Source organism: Dielma fastidiosa (assembly GCF_003475485.1).
GTDB classification, from domain to species: Bacteria; Bacillota_I; Bacilli_A; order Erysipelotrichales; family Erysipelotrichaceae; genus Dielma; species Dielma fastidiosa.
Genome location: NZ_QRQL01000005.1, coordinates 26,811 through 46,803, shown reverse-complemented (window position 1 = coordinate 46,803; position 19,993 = coordinate 26,811). Strand labels below are relative to the sequence as shown.

Sequence of the window (19,993 nt, the reverse complement as noted above, 5' to 3'; positions counted from 1 at the left end):
TATAAAGCTACAATTTGATACCTTAAAGCTAATAATACATAAAATCCGCACCTATTATCAATAACAATTTTAAAAATATATAAAACTAATGATTTGAGGCGGCAAATTAACTTTTTAAACTGCATACCATAAATCATCAAGCTGCATTAACTTTAAATAATCTTTTAATTATATTTTTCTGATTCAATTTCAACATGAAAAAAGACACTTTTTCAAGTGCCTTCAATGATGCATACGATCATCTTAACTTTGGGGGAGAACTAACTTACAAGTATGGGTGGGGGAAGAAAAGTAAGTTAGGTTAAGATGAAAGAGGCATTACTGCCTGTATAAATATTACTTTTTTTCGTTAGGAATGTCAACTGTTATTAAAAAGATTTTTAAACATGAGAAATGTTCTTGGCTGATACTCAAGCTGTTAATCAGATGTTCATTAAGAATTTTATTTATGCACATTTACTTATTTTGGAAAACCCTTCCATTTTAATGATGAAAACGCTATCCAAAAAGATAGTCCAAACGGCTTAATGACTATGATTTTTACGATTGAGTTAAGCCTATCCATCTGTGCAACGGCACCTTTTCTTGATTTATGCATAGGCTAATGCAGGTGATCCTATGCGTTTAAAAATTGCCCTTCCCGTTCGGCTTAATGAAGCTGAGTCACGGTATCAAATTTCAGCACCGTTAATTCATGCGCTTCTGGCACTTCGTGTTACACCGGTACTGATTTATCCACAAGCTGACATCAAAGACCAGCTTTCTGGGTGTGATGGTGTGCTGATCAGCGGCGGCGACGATGTTGATCCGCTTCTTTTTAACGATAAACCACACCCTAATACTGTCATCGAAAAAGCCAGCATCGAACAGCTGGATATTGACTGCATTCATTATTGTGAAAAACATCATCTTCCCTTGTTTGGCTTATGCCGCGGTATTCAGATTCTAGCTGTGGTGTATCATGCGGCTTTATATCAAGATATTGACCAACATATGAAAACCAGCCATCCGCTGATCATTGCCCCTCATTCATTTTTAAGCGGTATGCCGCTGCCTTCAGTCAATTCTTATCATCATCAAGCACTTGCGCAATGCCCTGAAGGTTTTATGATCAGCGCGATTGCCGGCGATGGAACGATTGAAGCAATTGAAAAAGCGGATATGTTTGCCGTTCAATGGCATCCGGAACTGATGCGTGACGATCCCCTCTTACGTTTTTTTACGGATTACGTACTTGCCAAGAAAATAAACAAGAATCAAAATAGAGAGCAGCGTTGAATATTTCTCGATTGCGATAAATTCACTCGCTTTGCTTAATGTTGCCGCAACAAGCAATGAGCGCATAAAGCGGCAGCCGCCGTCAAGCAATAAAAAGAGCCAGCGGTTCATTCGGCATAAACCAGCCAGATAAGCCAGTACGAAGTCAGGAAAAGGTGTCAGCGATCCAAGGATAACAGCCATCGCGCCATATTTCTGCATGGCTGCCTCTCCTTCGGACAGTGTTTCTTCATTGACCAGCTTTAAGGCAACCTTACGGCCATAGCTGACACTTAGCTCATAACCGATGTAACCGCCTAAAAAGGTACCGATACCGCTGACTACCGCATAGTAAAAGCTTTTGGTCGGGGCTGCCAGACATAGCGGTACAAAGACAGCCTCAATGGAAGGTAAAGGTAAGAATGCCTTTAAACAGGCATAAATTAAAAGGAACAGGTCTGCATTCATGAGATCACCTGTTCCATTGTATGTTTTTATTCGCTCATCAATTCATAAAGTGAACGGATCTTATGTGTCGGTACGATTTGAAAGCGTTCAATGTCCGCGAATGTATGCACACCCGTTGTCACAAAGATTGTTTCGACCTGACAATTAACACCAAGCAGGATGTCGGTTTCCAAATTATCACCGATACAAATTGCATCTTCTTTTCTAATATTAAAATACTCAAGCGCTTCATTAAGAATAGGCGGATACGGTTTGCCGATCTTAGGTGATTGCTGTTCACTCGCATACTCAAACATGGCCACAATTGAACCGTTGCCAAGCTTATAGCCTTTGCCATGCGGCAGCTTGCGGTCATTATTGGTGCCAACCAGCTTTGCGCCATTTACTAAATAACTCAGTGCCTTAGAATATGATTCATAATCAGCATTGGCATCAAGGCCCACAAAAACAAAATCGACATCTTCTTCAACAAGCTTAAACCCGGCATCCAATAAGGCTTCTCTTAAACCTGCCTGGCCGATCATATATGCGTTGCGCTTCGTGCTGAATTTTTGCATCGTGCGCGCCGCCGCCATGCTTGAGGTAAAAAACTGATCTTCACGAATGCCTTTGAACCCCAGTTTTTCCATATGCTGCACATTCTCTAAACGGGTACGGGTAGCGTTATTCGTCAGAAAGTAAAAGGGCTGCTGCTTGGCGATACACCAAGCGATAAATTCTCTGGCGCCATCAATATTTTCATTTCCCCGATACATTGTACCATCAAGATCAATCAGATAACTTTTCATTCAATTACTCCTCTTTTTCCCTATCAGTGTATCACGTTTACGCAAAAATTGGGACAAAGAAAAAGCATTTCAATTTAAAGTATGTTAGAATATAGGTCAAGTGAAGGTGATGTTATGAAAAATTTAGAAACTGCAAATCGCTGTTTGAATTGCAAGAATGCGCGCTGTGTCAGCGCCTGTCCGATTCATACGCCGATTCCGGAGGTAATTCTCGATTATAAAGAAGGACGCTATGAACAGGCTGGCAAACGATTGTTTGACAACAATCCGCTCTCAGCCATCTGTTCCATTGTCTGTCCGCATGAAAAACAATGCCGGGGTAATTGTATCCGCGGCATCAAAGGCGAACCAGTTGATTTCCCAGCCATTGAAAATGAAATTTCCATGCATTATTTAAAGCATGTTCATTTTACTGAAAAACGCATCCATAATCAGCGGGTAGGCATTATCGGCGGCGGTCCGGCAGGGATTACGATTGCCCTGCAGCTGGCCCAGAAGGGTTATCCTGTCACTATTTTTGATGCTCATCCGCGCATTGGCGGTGTTCTCCGCTATGGTATTCCTGATTTCAGGCTGCCGCGGACAATTCTTGATTTACTGGAAGAAAAGCTGCTTGAATTAGGGGTAAAAATCAGGCCGAACACTTTGATTGGTCCAGTGCTGACCATTGACCGGCTTTTGGAGGATGGCTATGACGCCTTATTTATCGGTACGGGTGTATGGAATCCGAGAACCTTAAATATCCCTGGGGAAAGCTTAGGCAATGTGCATTATGCCATCGATTATCTAAAAGATCCAGAGGTCTATCAACTCGGCAAAAAGGTAGCGGTTATCGGTGCCGGTGATGTCGCGATGGACGCGGCGCGTACCGCCAGCCGTCATGGCTGTGATGTGACGATTCTCTATCGCAAAGGGAAGGAGAATATCTCAGCTACGGAAGCTGAACTGCAGGGGGCCATCGATGACGGTGTTAAATTTGTCTTCTACAAGATCCCTAAGGCATGCAGCGAGGAAGGTATGATCGTTGCTGACTGTGAGGTTGTCATGGATTCGGACGGCCATCCGCAAAGTGTTGAAAAAGCGGACAGCGATCATCTATTTGCCTGTGATTCCATCATTATTGCGGTATCACAGCTGCCTAAAAACAATATTGTCCGCAATACAACCGGCTTAGAAACCGGTAAGAACGGCTTGCTGATTGCCGACGAAGACGGGAAAACGACAAGAGTCGGCGTCTTTGCTTCTGGTGATGTTGTGACCGGCGCTAAAACCGTAGTAAAGGCCGTTAAATATGCCCAGCATGTTGCCGGTGAAATTGAAGCCTATCTGCAAGCTAAAGCACAATAAGAAAAAGGCGTTGGAATTCCTTATGGAGCATTCTTAACGCCTTTTATTCTGCCTGTGTATAGCTAATTATCGAACTGCCGTTTTGCATTGAGATATAACTGCCGTGGATATCGGTACTGCAGCCATCGAAGGTGAGTGATTCCGGATATTCAAGAGATCCCTTGCTGCCGACATCAATTGCCCCCGCATGATCAGGATACTGATTGTTTATAATCTGTGTCAGCTCACTAATTTTAAGCTTGCCGTCGACCAGTATCGCTGCCGCTTCACTTTCAAAAGAAGAGCCGTCGATGCTGATTTGGTTTAGAGTCAGCGAACCGCTGCTGCGAATATCAATCAATGTTCCTGTATAAGCAGGATATGAAGCTGAACCCATATAGCGTTTCAGCGTAATCGGCTGATCAGCATCCCAGACTTGTTCATCCTTGATCGTAATGCCATTGATGATCCAGATTGTTCCCGCTTCATGATTCAGCAATTCCTTAGCCCGTTCAAAGCTTTGAACTGCCGTAAGCGGTGATTGACCGTCATTGGCATCACTTCCCTTGCCATTCAAATATACTTCATTAACAGTTTCACTTTCAATATAATTGCTGCTTACTGTACGAATAATCAGCGGCAGCGGCGCTTCGGTTTCAAATCGCTCAGATAGAATCGGCGTAAATGTATAAGTCACACCCGCTTCTGCCTCAGCTTCAAAACCTGGTTCTACATTCCATTGACTGATTTTCAAGTTGATGCTTTTCTCATTGCCAACCTGATTCCCCGCTTTATCAAGTGCATAACCGCTTGCTTGAATCGTATCCGGCAGTGCTAATTCATCAATCGTACTGCCCTGAGCAATCATCAGCTGATCATCAGCGAGCGCTTCAAAATGAGTAATCAGCATTGGCCGGCTCATGCTTTTAACATAACGGGAAATAGGATAAATCGCGCACAGTCCCAGCAATATCACAACCGCCAGTGCTTTTCTGAAACGATGCTTTGGCTTAGGCGGCGCCTGTTCCTTATTTAGATAGTCTTCAACTTCCAGGATTTCTATTTTTTCTTTACGCAGATTAGAAAATGCTACGAATATCAATCTGAAAGGCAGACTTAAATAATATAAAATTGAGTCAAGCAGATAGATAACCGCCAGCGGCAGAAGCATAACATATCTTAATGAAGGATGCTTACGGCCGAAATCGACAATCTTATACAATAGCTTTTCAAGCATGCTTCCACCTCCCAAAATTACTTATATAGTATAACAGAATCTGGCCGGGATGAAAATTCATTCTCCTCAGAAAAAAGCTTAAGCCGGCTGATTTCCCTTACTTTTACGCATTTTTATGATCATCCATGTAGGAATAATCGCGATACATGCAAAGATCCAGCAAGTGATGTTAAAATCAAAACGTTCTACAAGCCACGCGCCAATTACCGGTGTTAAAAAACCGCTGATACCAAAATAAATCGCAAAGCCCACAATCTGCGCTGAAGCTGCCAGCTGCTTAGGTGTTACTTCCTGAATCAGCAGCTTGCTGGTTAAAACGATAATCGGATGGGTAAACAGCTGCAAAGCCGCCGTGATCAGCACCCATAGCGGTGTCGCGCAGAAACCATAGGCCACAAATTTAACGCCAGTCATCAATGCCGCTACCAACAATAAGCGTGATGGCTCAAACTTCTTAAATAATTTAGCGGAAAATAAATAAATCGGTATTTCCATCAGCGACTGAATCGCAAATTTCACAGATACCGCGATGCGATCACCGCCCAATGCAATCAGCTTATCCACGACCACAAACTGATCCGCGAAGCCGGTAATCATCAATAGAAATAAAATCATCAATAAGCGCTGATACGATTTATTCATCAACAGTTTTTTCATACTGGCTAATGAAATTGAACCCTTTTCCGCCGCTTCCTTTTCCTTGATAAAAAAACCGCACAGTAATGAAATAGCAGAAGCGCTCAGACAGAGAATGCATAAACCAATACTGTTGAATTGTTTATAAATAAAGCCTGCTGCCAAGGAGCCGCTGACCAGACCTGCTGCTGAGAAACAGTGATATTTACCAAAGGTTTTAGGTTTAAGCTGAAAAACCCATGTTTCATTGATACTCATAACTTCCTTGACAATCCCAAACATTAAAATGACACAGATTGCCTTGATCCACAAATCACTGGTTAATATAAAAGAAGCAAACACAGCGGCCATAAATAAGAGCGTTGTAATGATGAACATCGGTTTCATCTTACCGGTTTTATCACTGATCCAGCCGATAACAGCTGCGAAAAGCAAAGATGCCAGCGCGCTGAAACCTAACACCCAGCCCTTTTGTGCCGGTGTATAGCCGCTTTCATTTAAAAAAGGAATCAGCTGTGAATTTACTGCTGATATCGATATAAAGGTTGCGAAATTAAAGACTGCAAATTGTATATTTTTCATATGCATCACCGGTTGTAGTATGCCCCATGACACAAGAAAAAAACCGCAAAAGCGGTTAGAAACTAAACTGTGTCAGGATTCCTAGATGATCAGAAACCCGCTCTTCCTTAAATAAATGACAATATTGCTGAATATTTAGTGAGGAGCGCGCAAGCATGTAGTCAAGACGCAGGCTTTTTCTGCCCTTATGCCATGTATCACCCTCTGATTGATTAAAGGAATATGAATCTACATAACCATAATGCATCATTTCCATATAATCAATGGATGCACTGTCAATATTAAAATCTCCAGTAATGATTGAAGGAATATGATGACGGCTCGCCCGTTCATGTATTTTTTCAAACTGCGTCAGGAATTGATTTTTACGATCAAAGCCCAGATGCGCGTTATAAATCATAATGGGATGATTTCCCACCTTGATCAGCACTTCCATTACCTTGCGTGTATTAGGCGTCAGCATTGAACGCTGAGCTGATACATAAAAGCTTTCACAGCTGAGAATCGGATAACGGCTTAAAATCGCCAAGCCCTCCACAAAGCCAAAATAACCAAAATGAACCTTTTCATAATGCAGTTCATACTGACTGCTGCCTTGGGCGTTTAATGCCTGCTGAATCAGATAAGCGGCATTATCTTTTTTTATATTACGATCAACGATAGGTGTGAAATAACGCTGAGCACACTCACTGAAGCAAATAATATCAATATCATTTTCAAGAATTGAATCAGCGATGATCTGTAATTTTTTAACTGGCTCTTTTTCCTGATAACCATGCAGGTTCAATGATAGTACGCGCATATTCCACCCTCCTTTATTTATATAGGTAATAGAGAGAGATAAGTGTCGTGGGATTGAATGAAAAGGGAAATATGGTTCCGACTAGCAGTGACGGCTGCTTCTTATCTCTTTCTGATTCTTATTTTAAGCGCCTTTTGTGAAAATTGAATGAAGAAAGTGTGAAAATTTTGAAAATTTTATTAAACTTAATGCTTGATCACCTTTCTTTCAGTAAGTATAATCATCTTTTTTTAAACTTTACTTGTCAAAATATTAAAGAATTACTAAATATTTTCATTTAAAAAATATGGCTTTCACCATATTTAGTAAGGCATTGCTTTTCTGATTGCGGCAGGGTCATTGCATTTGGTCAGAGCGGTTTCGTAATCGATGATTCCCGCGCGGACAAGGTTCACTAAATCATTATCCAAAAGAATCATCCCCTCTTTCAGATTGGTCTGCATGATTGTAGGAATCTGGAACGTCTTGGATTCACGGATCAGGTTGGCAATCGCGTCGTTGACAATCATGATTTCAAAGGCAGCAACCCGGCCGTCCTTATCCTGACGCGGCAGCAATTGCTGAGAGATTACCGCCCGCAGACAGTTTGCCAGCTGGGTGCGGATCTGTCCCTGCTGATGCGCTGGGAATACGTCAACCATACGGTCAATCGTCTGTGTAGCACCGCGGGTATGCAAAGTAGCAAAAACCAAATGGCCGGTTTCCGCCGCCGATACCGCTAAGGAAATCGTTTCATAATCACGAAGCTCACCGATCAGAATTACATCGGGATCTTCACGCAGCGCCGATTTCAGCGCCGCTAAATAGTTGTCAGAATCACGGCCAATCTCACGCTGATTGACCATACAGTTCTTATGCTCATGCACATATTCGATCGGATCTTCCATGGTTAGAATATGGCAGTGTTTCAGCTGATTGATTTCATCAATCATTGATGCCAGAGTCGTTGATTTACCGCTGCCGGTTGGCCCGGTTACCAGCACCAAGCCTCTTGGCAGGGCACATAGCTTATGCAATACCGGCGGCAGTCCTAATTCCTGCATTGTCGGTATATGATCATTTAAAAGACGAATCGCTAAAGCGGTATGTCCCTTCTGGCGGAAAATATTCAGACGGTAGCGGGTTTGATCAGCCCCGGTAAAGGACGTATCAATATCTCGGCCGGTATTAAAATATTCAGTCTCATCAGGCCGCATCAATTCAACCGCTAATGCGTTAAGCAGCATATCATCACATAGTTCACTGTTTAAAGCTGTCAGCTCACCATTGATACGAATCATCGGCGGCAAACCATAAGTAAAATGCAGATCGCTCGCTTTACGTTCACGGGCAATATCTAAATAATGTTCAATCATGTCTGTCTCCTATTCTGTCGAATATATCAGCTTGATAACTTCATCAAAATTGGTAATACCTTCTCTTAATAAACGAATTCCCTCTGAACGAAGCGTTGTCATGCCATTCTTAACCGCCATTTGATAAATCAGTTCCTGCGGATCGCCGCTGCTGATCATCTTATAAATCGTTTTATCGATCAATACAACCTCATGAATCGCAGTACGTCCGTGGTAGCCTGTATGACCGCAGTAATCACAGCCGTCCGCTTCCTTTACAACATCCAGTTCAGGACAGTTCAGTAAGGACTTTTCATGTTCAGTCAAATGCCTTTCATGGGAACAGCGCGGACATATTTTACGAACCAAACGCTGAGCGATGACACAACGCAGTGCAGCGGCTAACAAATAAGCTGGCACTCCCATATCCAGCAAACGCGGAATGGCAGCCACCGCGTCATTGGTGTGCAGCGTAGATAATACTAGGTGACCAGTAATGGCGGAACGAATGGCAATTGAAGCCGTTTCTTCATCACGGATCTCACCAATCAAAATAACATCGGGGTCCTGACGCAGAATCGAACGCAGACCGCTCGCAAAAGTCAGGCCGATACCGGCGTTTACCTGCATCTGATTGATATTGGTAAATTTCTTTTCCACCGGATCTTCAATGGTAACAATATTTAATTCCGGCGATTGGATCTGTTGGAGAATTGAATAAGAAGTTGTAGTCTTACCGCTGCCGGTTGGGCCTGTCATCAATATGATACCATTTGTATTATATAGTGAACGTTCAATTAAATTCAGATTATGCGGTGTAAAACCAAGCTGCTTCAAATCATAATTGACATTCTTATCAGAACCTAACAAACGCAGTACAACCTTTTCTCCATAAATGGTCGGCAGCATACTGACACGCACATCGACCTTACCGCCAGGCAGATCAAGCGCAATACCGCCATCCTGCGGAACACGCTTCTCAGCAATATTTAAACCAGCCAAAATCTTGATACGAGTTACGATTAATTCATGAATATTATTTTTAAGCATCGTATGCTCAAACAAAGAACCATCAACACGGAAACGCACACGGGTCATCTGCGGCAGCGGTTCAATATGAATATCACTCGCATTCATCTGAATCGCTTCACGGATCATGGAGTTGACCAGCTGAACAACCGGAGAAGCATCAATGCGGTCGTTTACCTGTTCAAAATCCTCCAGTGAAACGGTACTGCTTGTGTAATCTTCATATTCATTGCTGATATTCTCTAACACTTGCTTTGTATTGGCTTTCGCATACAGCTTATCAATAGTTTCCAAAACATCCTGCTTCGGTGAAACAATAACCTCTATGTCCAGCCCGCTGGCCATGCCGATATCATCTAAGCCCAAGAAATTCAATGGGTCGTTGGTCGCCGCGTACAGCACCCCTTCTTTGATATAAAGCGGTGCGATGCTGTGTTTTCTAACAAGCTGTTCCGGTACGATTTTTGCGATTTCAACATCAACCTGAGCGGCAATATTAGGCTCATAAGTCAAATTCAGGCGTTTAGCCAAAGCATTCAGCATCTGATATTCACTGCACATCCCATGACTGGTTAACACTTCACCTAGTCTTTTACCTTCTTTTTTCTGTATTTCAAGTGCTTTTTGCAGCTGTTCCTCAGTAATGACCTGATTCTCTACAAGCACCTCACCTAAACGAACATTTTTTCTCATAAATGCACCCCCTAGTTTCTTTTATCCAACAATTAGTGTATCATATTTCTGAGGTGAATGTATGATACCCTTTTTATTTTATTTATATATCTTTATTTTTGGCTGCGTGATTGGATCATTTTTAAATGTGGTCATTTATCGAGTACCCAATAAACTCAGCGTCAGCAAGGGCTATTCCTTTTGTCCTGCCTGCCATCATCGGCTATTTCCAAAAGATCTTGTTCCTGTGTTCTCATGGCTCTTCCTGCGCGGTAAATGCGCCTACTGCGGTGCGCCGATTGCAGCGCGGTATCCATTTGTAGGACTGCTTGGCGGTTTCGCTTTTCTGCTTAGCTTTAACCGGTATGGCATCAGTCTGAATTTCATCATTCACGCACTGCTTTTATGTGTTATGATCGTCATTTCCTTTATTGATATTGATACCATGGAAATTCCCGATGGTTCACATTTTTTCATTCTGGCATTGGCAGCCGGCAGCTATCTGATCAACCAGCCTGAACTTTCATCAATCCTTTTAGGCGGCATCGTCATCGCCCTGCCATTGTTTTTGATTGCCTGGATAACTCATGGCGGCATTGGCGGCGGTGATATCAAACTGATGGCTGCTTCCGGTCTATTTCTTGGTTTTGCCAACACCCTGCTTGCCGGTATCATCGGTATCATCATCGGTGGTTTCTATGCAGCCTGTCTGATGCTGATTAAGAAACGCGAAGGTAAATCCTACATGGCTTTGGGACCTTTTCTGGCATTGGGCATATCAATTGCCTCACTTTATGGCCCGCAGATCATTCAAGCCTATCTAAATCTATTTTTCTGATACTTTATAATTAAGACGTGTATAAGTGCCAGTATCTGTATTCCCAGAATAATTCATCATTTTCAGCGAGTTAGACAATGTGTAAACACTCTCACCCGCTTTTTTTATACTCATCACTTTATTAATACCGGATGCCGGTGATGTTGAATAGTTATAATAAAATGAAGAGAAAGATAGCTCTAATTCAATACTTGAATCATAAAATTGATCTTGGTAATCAGCAGCTTGAATACACACATAACCCTCAATACATTCATCACTTAATATAATTTCATCTTCATTAAGATAACGGATCTGTTCATCAATACTGCTGCTGATATTATTCAACGTGTTCTGATAATCAACATCTGTGTTAATCGTATGATAATTTCTAAGCACCGGCACAAACATATTGCCGATAGCACCAAGAATTATCATAAGAATACCAATACTTACGATTAATTCAATCAAGGTGAAGCTGCCTTTTTTATTAATTTTGTTCATCATTCCCGAACCTCATTGATTTCATAATAAACAAGCCCTGTTTTTTCATCCACATAGCCATCCACTTTTTTGACCACAGTTTTACCTTTAACTTTAAAAGTGATGGCCATTGAATCACCATATGGCTTAAGAGAAGTCAGTGTTTTTTGAGCAAATATTGTCGAGGCTTCATGAAGATTTCTTCGTTCGACAATGGTCTGTTGGTTAAGCCGAATCATGGTTAGATAACCGGTAGCCATAAACAAGCCAATTACAACCAATAGGGCAACCGCGGTGAGTATCTCAACTAATGTAAATCCCTTTTTCATGATTTGCCACCTTCTTCATAACTATTTAATTTGAAACTGATTGTTTTTTCATTTGAAGCACCACTATCAAGCTCTCTTGGTGGTATATAATCGATACCGACAAAACCTTTATGACTATCATTTTTATTTTCAAGAATTTTTATCTCATCGGCAATTAAACAGCCACGGATACGATTTTTATAAACATTGCCAGTACTCAAATCAGGCACCGCATCCCACTCTACCGTCCCCTTTGGAAAGTAAAAATAAGCCTCAAGTTGTTTATACTCATTTCCATTAGTAGTTTTTAATTCTGGAAGATATAATTTAATTTCATCATTGCAGATGAAAAAGATATCCAGACACTTCGACATACCTTCAATTTCAGAATTAGCAATTGTAACCTTGCCATCAATGGTTAACTTAGCCGGCCGATCAGAGTTTACAGGATAGGCATAAAAGTAGAGCTGTCTAACATGCTTATCATCCGCTTCCCCTAAAACCTCTTTCGCAAAATAGATACTTGGACTTTCAATTGTTAATTCACCATCAATTGGCAAATAAACAATAATATCCTCATTCCCTGCATAAAAGGTAACATCCCCTTTGTCTTTCATATCCTCATTCCAAATGCAATTTTTAGTGATTTGATGATTACTAATTATTTGGGAGCAAAGAGGTGTAGTATCATCAGGTAAACGTAATGACCAGGCAGGCATGATGGTTATATCTTCACCATTATTATTGATTGCTTTCGCAAAATTTTCATAATCTGCAGCAATTGGTGGATCTGATTGATTAGGTGCTATTACAGGGTCTTTTTTTATATTAAAGACATTGATGGCTGGACCATTATCAGTTCCGCCCACTTTATAGGCCGTTGTTGTACCATCACTTAAGAGTGCAAGATCATTAATTAACCCGCTCTTATTTTTTTTTCAAATACCAGTTATCATTAAATAGTATAGGATCCGGTTTATCCATATCACCATTCTTAAAATAATTAATTTTATTCCCATACACCGCATAATCCGGTACACCGCCGCCTGTCACTTCCTGATACGTATAATTGGAAATAATGCTGCGAGTCTCATTATCAACTGTGGCAGTTACCTTAATTTCAATAGTTCTTGTTCTAGTATTACCGTTTGTCCTCCAACTATCTCCCTTTGCGGTGATTGTAATGTCATCATCGCGCTCTGAATTATCAAGCGTTGTCTCGATTTCAACTTCCCTACTATCGATATTACCAAGTGCCTTCCTGAAATCAGCATCAGTTTCATAAGATGATTCCAACACATGATTCAGCATCTCTGTGTATGACTGCGCCAACAGCATTGCCTGTGACTGCTCATGCTCTAATTTATTACGGCTGACCTGTGAACTGTATATCATCGCCAAACCGCCAAAAAGGATCAGCATTAATGCCAGAACCGCAATGGCTGTAATTAGTGCCATTCCCCGTTTATCCTTTCGCATGCTGATCACTTCCTTTCTTTATTGAATTGCCGACATATCTGCCTGCATAAAATACAATACAATATCTGCTTTCGTTTCAGTGCCGTTTTCAACAGCTACACTGGCAATAACCATGCTCTTACTATAATTATTTACCGCGTCAATGAAACGATAAAGATTATCAATCTCACCAAGCAGGGTAATCGTCGCCTGTTTAACAATACCAGGCACTGCTGCATCAGCATTTTCAGATCCTTCTTCATTAAAATCCTCAATCAGCAGCATCGACAGTGTCGTATTCGTCTGATAAGCCAAATTCATTAATTCATCATCTACTTGAACATTAGCTAACAGCGGATATACTGATTTAGCCTTTTCTGCTGCCTGCTTTCTTAGAGTTTCAATCAGCGGTTTAGATGAATCGGCCTGTTCAATCACCATATTCATCTCCTGAAGCTGGCTCTCACCGCTCAAGATTGCCAATTTATGAGTCTGAATCAAATTCATCATCGGCGAAAGAAAAATGAAAAACCCAACAGCTATAACTACCATTATGATCAATATCTGAATCAGCAAGGTTTCTGATTTTGATAATTTCATTATTCGCCACTTCCTTTCAGAATCGCTGTCATCACAAACTCATAACCACCCTCACGAGCCTCAAAGCCAGTATAGCTTACCGTATAAAATAAACCAGAATTATCAAGCAGCCGTGCATAAGCCGCGCAGTCTGTATTATTAACTGCAATGCCGTTAAGTTCCAAGACCTGATTCGCATAGGCTGCACTCGCGATTTGAATATCACCAGACTTATTCCAAGTCAGCAAGGCACTGACCGCGGGTGTCAGTTTAACAGTCAAATCTTTCATATCCTGAATGGAGGTTAATGTCTGATCCAATGAATTAACAGAAGAAAACTCATTGATAATCTGATTGGCTTCCTGAAGCGGTACTTCCCGCTGAGTGATCTGAGCAGTGATTTCATTCAGCTTACTCTGCAGATAATAATCATAAGCAAAAGCTGACCCACAGGCCAATCCCATTAACAGCAATGAAACAACAGCGGTCATAAGCAATCGGTTTTTAGACTTATTCTTAATCTTTTCACGGCTTTTTGATTTCTTTCCATAAGCAGGTAAAAAACCAATCGTATGCGTATCAAACAGCGCGCATGCGCCAGCCAGCACCTGATAATAATTGGATATAGTCCGCATCATGATTGGCTTATCTAATAGTGTAATCGGACGGCCTGAATCCTGATTAAGCTTCTTAAATGTCTCAAGATTTGGATTATTACCAAATATCTGAATCTCTTCAATTGGCTGATAACGATTGCGGGTAAACTGGAATTGATCCATTTTCGCAATATTATCAAATAAGGATTGTGTAAAAGCCTCTTCATCACGATATTCAATAATATCCTTTAAGGTACGCAATAAAATAAAATTACCTTTTTCAAATAAAAAGCTACGTACATGATCCGTATTATATTCTACAAATAATACCGTCTTATCCTTTTCAACGGTACAGAGATATTGCAGAAGGTTTGCGGTACTAGTCTGAATACTGCTGCAGCGCAGACGGCATGCCTTCATCATTTGTTTATAGCCCGCCAGCGTCTTCTCCTGAATCGCCGAAGCAAACACCCGCTGTTCTTCAATGCCATTTTCATTCGTATTGCCCAGCTTAGTATAAGTAACTACATAATCATTGCTGAGATTCAGCGACATGATCATCTCATTAGCAACCATCGTCTGCGTCTCATCTTCATTTCCCATCGGTACGCTTAACTCACGCAGAATCAATTGGCGGTTATTAAGCAGTATCTTAACATTCTTACGCGGATACTTCTGCTTTTTAACTTCATCTCTGACTATCGCCTCTAACTTAGTTAAATCATAGACATCATCATTATAAATCTCTTTTTCATTAAGATCGATTACTGAACTCTTTTTAAGCTCCAGATCATGCGGATTATCAGAAAATTGATAGAACCGTATATACTGTCCTTCAAATAATATAACCAGTATCATTATTAATCCTCCCATTTAAACATTAGCTGACATTATCCAGCATGCCATACATCGGCAGCATAATTGCCACAATGATAAAGCATACCACAACACCCATGACAATGATCAGCATTGGCTCAATCATTGATACCATTTTCTCAGTAGCCGCATTCGCTTCTTCATCATAAAAATCTGCCGCTTTATTCAATATTTCATCAAGCCGTCCGCTTTCTTCACCAATAAAAAGCATCGACATCAGCATCGGTTCAAATATATCCTCAGCACCTATCGCCGTTGACATGTACTCACCATTGCTGACACGAGTAATTATTCGCTTAAAGCAATCCGTGATCCATGTATTATCAAGGATATCTGAACAGATTTCAAGTATTTCAATTACATTGACACCGCTCGCGTAAAGCGTCGCAAACGTATTTGCAAAGCGGGAGGATAGAATTGTTTTATTCAATTTACCAAAAATCGGCATAACCAATTTCAAATGATCAAGTTTAAAACGAACTGCCGGTATCCGTTTAAACCATATCCAAAATAAATAAACAGCTACTGCCGCAACAATCAGAATATACCACTTACTCGTGATAAAATCACTGATCCAAATCATAATCTGCGTTGGCAATGGCAGTGCCTGACCTTCATACAGCTGAAAGAAAGAAGGCAGGATAAACGTTATAACGGCAATTACGACCACGATACACACACCGCATAAGATTTTAGGATAAAGCATCGCATTCTTAATTTTATTTGACAGCTTATTTTCCTTCTCATAATGATCGGCCATGCGCTCTAATGTAGTATCCAATGAACCGCTGATTTCACCGCTGCGAATCATTCGAATCAGCAATTTAGGAAATGTGTTCCCCTCAGCGTCCATAGCATAGGATAATTCCCGCCCCTGCTGCAAGCGTTCATACAGACGGCGATAACACTCCTTCATGCGCTGGTTTTCACTTTTTTCATACAATATGTCAACTGCCCGCACCACTGAAACACCTGCCGAAAGCATGACTGACATCTGTCTTGAGAACAGTACAAGATCTTTGCCTTTCATTTTAAAATTGCTGTGATTTTCAAAATCATCAATAATTTTATAGCTGATGCAGTAAAGCTGCATATCTTTAAGTTTTATAAGGAAATCATTCGTGTCAGAAGCTTCTATTTCACCCTTGACCAGACTGCCATCCCTCTGTTTTGCATTATAAATATATTTCAGCACTCAGCATGACCTCCGTTTTCTACTATTATAACATATTTGTGTAGTATGTGATAAAACTAATGCTGTACACAATCAAGAAATTGTACAAAAATATTACACAAAATCAGAAGCTATGGCATGCTTGAACAACTTCTGATATACTAAATAAGAAAAGAGGGAGAATTTTATATGAATTGGGTTAATTCTAGTATTTTTTATCATATTTATCCATTGGGCTTCTGCGGAGCGCCAATGACTAATGATAATGGTGAAACCATTGATCGTATTTTAAAAGTAAAGGAATGGATTCCGCATTTTTTAGAGCTGGGTATCAATGCTTTATATCTGGGGCCGGTTTTTGAATCCAGTGAGCATGGCTATGACACAAAGGATTATTTTAAAATTGACCGCCGTTTAGGCAGCAATGAAGCATTTAAAGAGGTTTGTGATGCTTGTCATGAGGCGGGTATCCGCATCGTGCTTGATGGTGTATTCAATCATGTTGGCCGTGAATTTTGGGCCTTTCAGGATGTACAGAAACATAAATGGGATTCCCCTTATTGTGATTGGTTCATGAATCTGAATTTCAATGGCCGCTCACCAATGAATGATGATTTCTGGTATGAAGGTTGGAATGGGCATTATAATTTGGTTAAACTGAATCTAAGAAATCCTGAAGTTGGCAGTATGATCATTGAAGCAATCTTTTCTTGGATGGATCAATTTCATATCGATGGTTTACGGTTAGATGCGGCTGATGTCATGGATAAGGATTTCTTTAAGCGGCTGCGTCATGAATGCAAACAAAAAAATCCAGATTTCTGGCTGATGGGTGAAGTGATCCATGGTGATTATAAAAACTGGATCAATGATCAGATGCTGGATTCTACCACAAATTATGAATGTTATAAGGGAATCTATTCATCTCATAATGATGAGAATTATTTTGAAATTGGTTATTCATTAAACCGGCAATTTGGCAGCGGCGGTATCTACAAGGATCTCTGTCTGTATAATTTTGTGGATAATCATGATGTTAACCGATTAGGCAGCACTTTGCGTCAGCTTGAGCATCTGAATAATTGTTATACAATACTCTTTACTATGCCGGGTATTCCTTCCATTTATTACGGCAGTGAGGTGGGCATGAGCGGTATTAAGGCAAATGGCAGTGATGCCGGATTAAGACCCTGCTTAAGTTTAGAGGATGTGCAAAGTAATGAATTAAGTGAGCATATCGCACGCTTGGCTCGTATCCATAAATCTCAGCCGGCATTGCATGAATTAAATTATGAACAGGTGTGTGTCCGCAACAAGCAGCTTGTCTATAAGCGGTCCGCCGCTGATCAGATTATTTTTACTGCCTTAAATCTGGATAAGGAAGCCTATGATATCTCCATTCCATATGCAGGACCATTAACGGACTTACTGACAGATACGGTTTATGAAGCGGTAAATGGTAATGTTGAAATAACGATGCCGCCTTACAGTTCGTTGATTCTCTGTGATAAACCAGCTGCCGCCGAGGGGTATCAGCCTGTAAAGCATACGAAAAAAGTAAAAGCCGCACCAAAATGGAAGCTGTTGGAAACAATTAAGGGCATGGAAGATCAGCAGCAATATTATGTTTATGAGAATGAGAAGCATGAGAAAAGGATAAGTTTAAAGAAACTATAAGATATAGTTATTAGCAGCCAGTCATTATTGATTAACTGCTATTTTTATTATTATTTTGCGATTTTTGGAGGTTCAACACAAATTTGAATTGCGATTTTTGGAGGTTTAGCATAATTATGAATTGCGATTTTTGGAGGTGATACGATTATCAGCAGCAAACGTATGCGTAAGTCTTAACCCACATCACCTGTGGAAAGAGTATTAATTAATAGTTCCACATACTCATTAGGGTGATTAAGACTTAATTCACCATGAGAATATCCATTTAATATCTGGTATTTACTGTTAGGAATTAGGGCATGTAAAAGTTCTGCAGATCGGCGCATATTCCCTCGCTCTTTGCTGCCTACAAAAATCGTTACATTAGCGGTTGTTTCAGAAAGTGATGGTTTCATTCTATAAGAAGCATTAGCCTTCAAGAAGCGAATCATGTCCTGTTTTTGTATCTTGCAGGTATCACGGTAATAATCTTCAAATAGTTTTGCCTGTATTTTTAGTGACTTAAATTGCAGCTTAGCAAACCACTTTTGCTTAATTAAGCCGTAACTCATGCCCAATACTGGTGCTATCAATGCGGCTGTCAGCTTCATCGGCAGTATCAAAGCACTCTCAATAAAGGCAAATTTGCATATATCGCTTCTTTGCGCAAGCATTTCAATGAGTACTTGTCCGCCAAGCGATAAACCGCCGATGGCTAAAATTGTGCCTTTAAAATTCTTATCAATATAGTCTATTATTTCCTTAGCTTGATTCTCAATGGAAGTAAAAGGACAATCACTATCTGCATGTCCTGCTAACTGCGGCACGATTACATGATAGTTTTCCTTTAGCTGATTCGCTGCATCACGATAGTTCCACGCTGATAAACCGCCGCCATGCAGCAGCAGTATTACTTCCTCATCTGCCTTGCCATATTCTATGATTTTCATAATCGTTCTCCAATATATAGAAGCTTTCTACTACGACCATCTTACTTGAATTAATACTATAAATCAAGGCTGTTATATCATGCTGAATTTCATTTTGCACAATGATCAGCTTAATGGCTTCTAATAGCATATCTAATTCCTGATAGAACATGATTGCGATCAATTTTTCTAACGCTTTTACATGATACAGTCATAACCAGCTTCGCTGAACTGAGAGTTTTTATAGGTTAGCTTATATAAACAGTAGTTTTTCAATTGCCATAAGTCTTTATTTTATTCAAAGTATTGAATGATTCAACTTTCAGTTAAATATTTAAGCAGCTTTTACTTTTTAGTGTTATGATTGAATTATAAAATAACAAATAGTTTTAACCCTATTTGTATTGAAACGGAGGAATTTCGAATGAATGAAACAGTCAAGAATTTAATTAGCCGAAAAAGTTGTAAAAGTTATCAGGATAAGCATGTCAGCAAGGAATTATTAGATGAAATTGTTGCCGCTGGTCTTAATGCTCCTTCGGGAATGAATAAACAGACTCCGCGTTTTGTTGTTGTGTCTGATGATCAGGTTGTTAAACAGTTATCAGATATGAACGCGTCGGTAGCGGGAATGCCTTTTGATCCTTTCTATGGTGCCAAAGATGTCATTATCGTTTTGGCGAAAAAGGAAGCAACTTACCTATATGACGGCAGTCTTGCCATGGGTAATCTGATGAATGCCGCCTGGTCGATGGGTATCGGCAGCCGCTGGATTCACCGTGCCAAGGAAGTATTTGAAAGTGATGAAGGAAAGAAGCTCTTAAAGGCATGGGGTATTGAGGATGAGGTTGAAGGAATTGGCTTCTGTATTCTGGGTTATGCGAAGGAAGAAAAAGAAAAGACAGAAATACAGGATGGCAGAGTCTTTCATATTTAGCGATAAGCGGTTCACAGCCGCTTTTTTTATGAAAAAAAAATGAAGCAAA

20 protein-coding genes are annotated in these 19,993 nt (G+C 40.5%); 5 read left to right on the top strand and 15 right to left on the bottom strand.

The features are described 5' to 3' along the window. The first annotated feature begins 618 nt into the window (after positions 1 to 618). Positions 619 to 1,278: a gamma-glutamyl-gamma-aminobutyrate hydrolase family protein gene (locus DWZ33_RS11365; RefSeq protein ID WP_118454894.1), complete on the top strand. Its 660-nt coding sequence runs from the start codon at positions 619 to 621 to the stop codon at positions 1,276 to 1,278. On the opposite strand, the gene DWZ33_RS11360 is transcribed toward DWZ33_RS11365, so the two are convergent. Continuing rightward, positions 1,210 to 1,725: a YqaA family protein gene (locus DWZ33_RS11360; RefSeq protein WP_022938426.1), complete on the bottom strand. Its 516-nt coding sequence runs from the start codon at positions 1,723 to 1,725 to the stop codon at positions 1,210 to 1,212. The genes DWZ33_RS11365 and DWZ33_RS11360 overlap by 69 nt on opposite strands. A gap of 26 nt (positions 1,726 to 1,751) precedes the next feature. Beyond that, positions 1,752 to 2,513, bottom strand: coding sequence for an HAD-IIA family hydrolase (locus DWZ33_RS11355; RefSeq protein ID WP_118454893.1), 762 nt, complete (start codon positions 2,511 to 2,513; stop codon positions 1,752 to 1,754). 114 nt (positions 2,514 to 2,627) lie between these two features. Here DWZ33_RS11355 and DWZ33_RS11350 point away from each other — a divergent pair, with 114 nt between their 5' ends. After that, positions 2,628 to 3,860, top strand: a complete 1,233-nt coding sequence (locus DWZ33_RS11350) for an NAD(P)-dependent oxidoreductase (RefSeq protein WP_118454892.1) — start codon at positions 2,628 to 2,630, stop codon at positions 3,858 to 3,860. Between the two features lie 43 nt (positions 3,861 to 3,903). On the opposite strand, the gene DWZ33_RS11345 is transcribed toward DWZ33_RS11350, so the two are convergent. From DWZ33_RS11345 to DWZ33_RS11325, 5 genes are all read right to left on the bottom strand, one after another. Further along, entirely contained in the window at positions 3,904 to 5,076 is a 1,173-nt protein-coding gene (locus DWZ33_RS11345) for a hypothetical protein (RefSeq protein ID WP_118454891.1), read from the bottom strand. Between the two features lie 78 nt (positions 5,077 to 5,154). Further along, positions 5,155 to 6,294 (bottom strand): MFS transporter, encoded by a 1,140-nt coding sequence (locus tag DWZ33_RS11340; RefSeq protein ID WP_182425667.1) that lies wholly within the window; start codon positions 6,292 to 6,294, stop codon positions 5,155 to 5,157. A 55-nt stretch (positions 6,295 to 6,349) separates the two neighbouring features. Beyond that, positions 6,350 to 7,096: an endonuclease/exonuclease/phosphatase family protein gene (locus DWZ33_RS11335; RefSeq protein ID WP_022938431.1), complete on the bottom strand. Its 747-nt coding sequence runs from the start codon at positions 7,094 to 7,096 to the stop codon at positions 6,350 to 6,352. Positions 7,097 to 7,398: 302 nt separating this feature from the next. Next, positions 7,399 to 8,451 (bottom strand): type IV pilus twitching motility protein PilT, encoded by a 1,053-nt coding sequence (locus tag DWZ33_RS11330; protein WP_022938432.1) that lies wholly within the window; start codon positions 8,449 to 8,451, stop codon positions 7,399 to 7,401. 9 nt (positions 8,452 to 8,460) lie between these two features. Then, entirely contained in the window at positions 8,461 to 10,152 is a 1,692-nt protein-coding gene (locus DWZ33_RS11325; protein WP_118454889.1) for a GspE/PulE family protein, read from the bottom strand. A 61-nt stretch (positions 10,153 to 10,213) separates the two neighbouring features. Here DWZ33_RS11325 and DWZ33_RS11320 point away from each other — a divergent pair, with 61 nt between their 5' ends. After that, on the top strand, positions 10,214 to 10,969 hold the full coding sequence (locus DWZ33_RS11320) for a prepilin peptidase (RefSeq protein ID WP_118454888.1): 756 nt from the start codon (positions 10,214 to 10,216) through the stop codon (positions 10,967 to 10,969). On the opposite strand, the gene DWZ33_RS11315 is transcribed toward DWZ33_RS11320, so the two are convergent. The 7 genes from DWZ33_RS11315 to DWZ33_RS11285 are packed head-to-tail and all read right to left on the bottom strand — an operon-like array spanning position 10,958 to position 16,443. Next, positions 10,958 to 11,455 (bottom strand): PilW family protein, encoded by a 498-nt coding sequence (locus DWZ33_RS11315; RefSeq protein WP_118454887.1) that lies wholly within the window; start codon positions 11,453 to 11,455, stop codon positions 10,958 to 10,960. The genes DWZ33_RS11320 and DWZ33_RS11315 overlap by 12 nt on opposite strands. Next, positions 11,452 to 11,760: a PulJ/GspJ family protein gene (locus tag DWZ33_RS11310; RefSeq protein WP_118454886.1), complete on the bottom strand. Its 309-nt coding sequence runs from the start codon at positions 11,758 to 11,760 to the stop codon at positions 11,452 to 11,454. The genes DWZ33_RS11315 and DWZ33_RS11310 overlap by 4 nt, the downstream gene beginning before the upstream one ends. Next, positions 11,757 to 12,608: a hypothetical protein gene (locus DWZ33_RS11305; protein WP_118454885.1), complete on the bottom strand. Its 852-nt coding sequence runs from the start codon at positions 12,606 to 12,608 to the stop codon at positions 11,757 to 11,759. The genes DWZ33_RS11310 and DWZ33_RS11305 overlap by 4 nt, the downstream gene beginning before the upstream one ends. Before the next feature lie 58 nt (positions 12,609 to 12,666). After that, entirely contained in the window at positions 12,667 to 13,218 is a 552-nt protein-coding gene (locus DWZ33_RS11300; RefSeq protein ID WP_118454884.1) for a hypothetical protein, read from the bottom strand. An 18-nt stretch (positions 13,219 to 13,236) separates the two neighbouring features. Further along, on the bottom strand, positions 13,237 to 13,797 hold the full coding sequence (locus DWZ33_RS11295; protein ID WP_118454883.1) for a hypothetical protein: 561 nt from the start codon (positions 13,795 to 13,797) through the stop codon (positions 13,237 to 13,239). After that, positions 13,797 to 15,230, bottom strand: a complete 1,434-nt coding sequence (locus DWZ33_RS11290; protein ID WP_118454882.1) for a PilN domain-containing protein — start codon at positions 15,228 to 15,230, stop codon at positions 13,797 to 13,799. The genes DWZ33_RS11295 and DWZ33_RS11290 overlap by 1 nt, the downstream gene beginning before the upstream one ends. A gap of 22 nt (positions 15,231 to 15,252) precedes the next feature. Continuing rightward, positions 15,253 to 16,443 carry a type II secretion system F family protein gene (locus tag DWZ33_RS11285; protein WP_022938440.1) on the bottom strand — a complete coding sequence of 397 codons (1,191 nt, stop codon included), beginning with the start codon at positions 16,441 to 16,443 and terminating at the stop codon, positions 15,253 to 15,255. 168 nt (positions 16,444 to 16,611) lie between these two features. On the opposite strand from DWZ33_RS11285, the gene DWZ33_RS11280 reads away from it, so the two are divergent. Further along, positions 16,612 to 18,099, top strand: a complete 1,488-nt coding sequence (locus tag DWZ33_RS11280; RefSeq protein ID WP_118454881.1) for an alpha-amylase family glycosyl hydrolase — start codon at positions 16,612 to 16,614, stop codon at positions 18,097 to 18,099. A gap of 173 nt (positions 18,100 to 18,272) precedes the next feature. On the opposite strand, the gene DWZ33_RS11275 is transcribed toward DWZ33_RS11280, so the two are convergent. Next, the gene (locus DWZ33_RS11275) at positions 18,273 to 19,028 is read right to left on the bottom strand and encodes an alpha/beta fold hydrolase (RefSeq protein WP_118454880.1); all 756 of its coding nucleotides are present in this window, start codon (positions 19,026 to 19,028) and stop codon (positions 18,273 to 18,275) included. Between the two features lie 403 nt (positions 19,029 to 19,431). Between DWZ33_RS11275 and DWZ33_RS11265 the strand changes: the two genes are divergently transcribed. Next, a complete protein-coding gene (locus DWZ33_RS11265) occupies positions 19,432 to 19,944 on the top strand; it encodes a nitroreductase (protein ID WP_118454878.1) in 513 nt (170 codons plus the stop codon). Positions 19,945 to 19,993 lie beyond the last annotated feature (49 nt).

Excerpts from the sequence above, each read along its gene's own strand:
- DWZ33_RS11295 (WP_118454883.1), bottom strand. The coding sequence starts at position 13,797 with ATGAAATTATCAAAATCAGAAACCTTGCTGATTCAGATATTGATCATA.
- DWZ33_RS11360 (WP_022938426.1), bottom strand. The coding sequence starts at position 1,725 with ATGAATGCAGACCTGTTCCTTTTAATTTATGCCTGTTTAAAGGCATTC.
- DWZ33_RS11350 (WP_118454892.1), top strand. The coding sequence starts at position 2,628 with ATGAAAAATTTAGAAACTGCAAATCGCTGTTTGAATTGCAAGAATGCG.
- DWZ33_RS11280 (WP_118454881.1), top strand. The coding sequence starts at position 16,612 with ATGAATTGGGTTAATTCTAGTATTTTTTATCATATTTATCCATTGGGC.
- DWZ33_RS11330 (WP_022938432.1), bottom strand. The coding sequence starts at position 8,451 with ATGATTGAACATTATTTAGATATTGCCCGTGAACGTAAAGCGAGCGAT.
- DWZ33_RS11320 (WP_118454888.1), top strand. The coding sequence starts at position 10,214 with ATGATACCCTTTTTATTTTATTTATATATCTTTATTTTTGGCTGCGTG.
- DWZ33_RS11275 (WP_118454880.1), bottom strand. The coding sequence starts at position 19,028 with ATGAAAATCATAGAATATGGCAAGGCAGATGAGGAAGTAATACTGCTG.
- DWZ33_RS11365 (WP_118454894.1), top strand. The coding sequence starts at position 619 with ATGCGTTTAAAAATTGCCCTTCCCGTTCGGCTTAATGAAGCTGAGTCA.
- DWZ33_RS11345 (WP_118454891.1), bottom strand. The coding sequence starts at position 5,076 with ATGCTTGAAAAGCTATTGTATAAGATTGTCGATTTCGGCCGTAAGCAT.
- DWZ33_RS11325 (WP_118454889.1), bottom strand. The coding sequence starts at position 10,152 with ATGAGAAAAAATGTTCGTTTAGGTGAGGTGCTTGTAGAGAATCAGGTC.
- DWZ33_RS11355 (WP_118454893.1), bottom strand. The coding sequence starts at position 2,513 with ATGAAAAGTTATCTGATTGATCTTGATGGTACAATGTATCGGGGAAAT.
- DWZ33_RS11310 (WP_118454886.1), bottom strand. The coding sequence starts at position 11,760 with ATGAAAAAGGGATTTACATTAGTTGAGATACTCACCGCGGTTGCCCTA.
- DWZ33_RS11340 (WP_182425667.1), bottom strand. The coding sequence starts at position 6,294 with ATGAAAAATATACAATTTGCAGTCTTTAATTTCGCAACCTTTATATCG.
- DWZ33_RS11290 (WP_118454882.1), bottom strand. The coding sequence starts at position 15,230 with ATGATACTGGTTATATTATTTGAAGGACAGTATATACGGTTCTATCAA.
- DWZ33_RS11300 (WP_118454884.1), bottom strand. The coding sequence starts at position 13,218 with ATGCGAAAGGATAAACGGGGAATGGCACTAATTACAGCCATTGCGGTT.
- DWZ33_RS11315 (WP_118454887.1), bottom strand. The coding sequence starts at position 11,455 with ATGATGAACAAAATTAATAAAAAAGGCAGCTTCACCTTGATTGAATTA.
- DWZ33_RS11265 (WP_118454878.1), top strand. The coding sequence starts at position 19,432 with ATGAATGAAACAGTCAAGAATTTAATTAGCCGAAAAAGTTGTAAAAGT.
- DWZ33_RS11335 (WP_022938431.1), bottom strand. The coding sequence starts at position 7,096 with ATGCGCGTACTATCATTGAACCTGCATGGTTATCAGGAAAAAGAGCCA.